Genomic DNA, 2,914 nt, shown 5'->3' with positions numbered 1-2,914 from the left:
AGTGCCGACAGCGGTTCGTCCATCAGGACGATCTTCGGCTCGAACACCAGGGCGCGGGCCAGCGCCACCCGCTGGCGCTGGCCACCCGACAGCTGGTCGACGCCCCGGTCGATGAAGCTCTCGAGCTGGACCTGGGCCAGCGCCCGCCGCACCCGCGTCTCGATCTCCGCCCGCGCGGCCTTCCGCAGCTTCAAGGGAAACGCGACGTTTTCCGCGACGTTCATATGCGGAAACAGCGCGTAGTTCTGGAACACCATGCCGATGTCCCGCTTGTGCGGCGGCATCCGGATGATCTCCTGCCCCGCCACCTGGATGCTGCCGGCATCCGGCCGGGTGAACCCGGCCAGGATCATCAGCAGCGTGGTCTTGCCCGAGCCCGAGGGTCCCAGCAGCGTCATGAACTCGCCGGCGGCGATGTCCATGTCGATGCCCTCGAGCGCCACGAAGTCGCCGTAAGTCTTGCGAACGCTGCGGATGGTTATGGGGTTGGCCATGTGCAGCCTCTCGATTTGCGGTTTTCAAAACTGACCGGACAGGCTGCCGGCTTACTTCTGGGTGAAGCTGTCCCAACGCTCCTGAAGCTCGGCGCCGTTCTCGCCCCACCACTGGGCATCGACCACGACCTGCTTCTTCATGTTCTCCGGCGAGGAATTCAGCAGCGCCTTCTGCTCCGCCGTCAGGATGTCCAGGTCGAAGGCCTTGGCGTTGACCGGACCGTAGTTGATGTATTTCGGTATTTCCGCCTGCTGTTCCGGCGAGACGAACATGGCGATGGCTTTCTGCGCCAGCTCGACGTTCTTCGATCCCTTGGGAATCGCCAGGCAGTCGGCGTTCAGCAGTCCTTGGTCGTAGGTGTAGTCGGCATTGGCGCCATCCTTCATGGCCGATGAAAGCCGCCCGTTCCAGATGGCGAGCATATCGACCTCGCCGTCCTTGATGAGCTGCGCCGACTGGGCGCCCGAGCCCCACCACGTCGTGATGTGCGGCTTGATCTCCTCCAGCTTCTTGAACGCGCGGTCGGCGTCGAGCGGATAAAGCTTGTCGAGCGGCACGCCGTCGGCCAGCAGTGCCAATTCCATGATGACCTGCGGGTTGTTGCGGAGCGACCGGCTGCCGGGGAAGTCCTTGGCATTCCAGAAATCGGCCCAGGTCTTCGGCTGCTTGTCGAGTTTCTTGTTCCAGGCAAGTACGGTCGAGTAATAGATGATGCCGATCCAGTCGTCGTTGACCATCGGCTTGGCGATGCCGTCTGATTTGATGACCTTGTAGTCCAGCGGTTCGAACAGCCCTTCGGCGGCGCCGATCGCGCAGTCGGTTGCGCCCAGATCGACCACGTCCCAGCTGACGCTGCCGGAGCGTACCTGCAACCGCACCTCGGCCAGGCCGCTCAGCGTATCTTCCTTGATGTCGATCCCCAGCGCCTTGGCCGTCGGCTCGAACATCGCCTTCCGCTGTGCGTCCTGGTACGACCCGCCGAACGAAACGACGGTCAGCGTATCCTTGGCCTCGGCCACGGTCGCGACCAGCAGGGCCGCGACCGACACGGCGCCGGCCAGAGCCCGGAGTTTTCCTGTATTCATCGACGTAAATCTCCTCTGTTTCTTTTTGTGTGCTTATTGTTTCGGCAGCATTGACGCGCTTCAGGCGGCCTTCGGGCCGAACCTTGCTTCCAGTGCGTCACGGATCTTGTAGTACTCGGCGATCGCCATCACGGCGGGCCGGTGAAGGCGGTGGAACGCCATCGGCTTCATGGCGGTAATCGGGAACGGAACGTCGCGCGGATCGGCGCCGCCAGCCAGCAGGGCCAGCATGCGCCCCATGACAGTGCCCATGGCGACGCCCCGGCCGTTGAACCCCAGCCCGGCATAGAGGCCGTCGGCCAGCACGTGAAGGTGCGGCAGGTGATCCTGCGTCATGGCGACCTTGCCGGCCCAGACGAACTCGAGCGGATCGTCCGCTACCTGCGGATACAGCCGGGAAATCGCCGATTTCAGGCTTCCCGCATCCTCGTAGCCCGGCGTTTCCTTGAAAGGCCCCCTGCCCCCCATCAGCAGCCGGCCCTGATGGTCCAGCCTGTAGTACCAGAGCAGCCGGCGCGTATCGGATGCGACCTGCCCTTCCGGCAGGATGGAACGCCGGACATTGTCGCCCAGCGGGCGCGTCGCGATCTGGAAGCTGTAGACCGGCACGACCGTCTTCGCCAGCCCCGGCCAGAGATGATCGGTATAGCCGTTGGTCGCCAGGATGACCTTCTGCGCCGTGATCGTGGCGTGCCCGGTTTCCACGATCCAGCCGGCCGGCCCCCGCGACAGCGCCTTGACCGGAGAATCCCCATGAATGCCGGCCCCGGCCTTCGCCGCCGCTGCGGCCAGCCCGCGTGCGTAGCTGAGCGGCTGGATGCCGCCGCCGCGCTTGTCGATCCAGCCGCCGACATAGAACCCGGTGCCCATGAGCTGGTCCAGCCGGTCCTTCTCCAGGACTTCCATGTCGACGCCGCGCTTCGCCCATTGCGCCGCGCGGCCCAGCACGGTGCCGAGCGCCTTGGAGTCGTGAGCCGGCTGGATCCAGCCCTTACGGACGGGATGGCAGTCGATTGCATGTTTTTCGATCAGGGAGAATACCAGATCCGGTCCGCCGCCGGCCGTCTTGACGACTTCCGGGCCGAAGTGGCTTTCCAACTCGTCCGGGTCGTATTTGAGACCTGGAATGACCTGCCCGCCGTTCCGTCCCGAAGCGCCCCAGCCGGGTTCATGAGCTTCCAGGACAAGGGCCTTGATACCGACCTCCGCCAGATGCAGCGCGGCAGACAATCCGGTGAAGCCGCCGCCCACGATCACGACATCGGCGAGATGCACGCCCTGGAGACGAGGGTATTCTTTCTTCGCCGTCGCGGTTGCTGCCCATAAAGAAGGCG

3 protein-coding genes are annotated in these 2,914 nt (G+C 64.5%); all 3 read right to left on the bottom strand.

From position 1 onward, the window contains the following. Positions 1 to 494, bottom strand: a 494-nt coding sequence (locus AC5JJ6_RS07115; protein WP_496041364.1) for an ABC transporter ATP-binding protein, incomplete at its 3' end; no start/stop codon positions are given. A 51-nt stretch (positions 495 to 545) separates the two neighbouring features. Then, a complete protein-coding gene (locus AC5JJ6_RS07110) occupies positions 546 to 1,580 on the bottom strand; it encodes an ABC transporter substrate-binding protein (RefSeq protein WP_496041363.1) in 1,035 nt (344 codons plus the stop codon). Between the two features lie 60 nt (positions 1,581 to 1,640). Then, the coding region (locus AC5JJ6_RS07105; RefSeq protein ID WP_496041362.1) for an NAD(P)/FAD-dependent oxidoreductase at positions 1,641 to 2,914 on the bottom strand (1,274 nt) is incomplete at its 5' end.

Source organism: Skermanella sp. (assembly GCF_059503625.1).
Note: the sequence above shows the minus strand (reverse complement) of the source record. Positions and strands in the feature narration are given on the sequence as shown.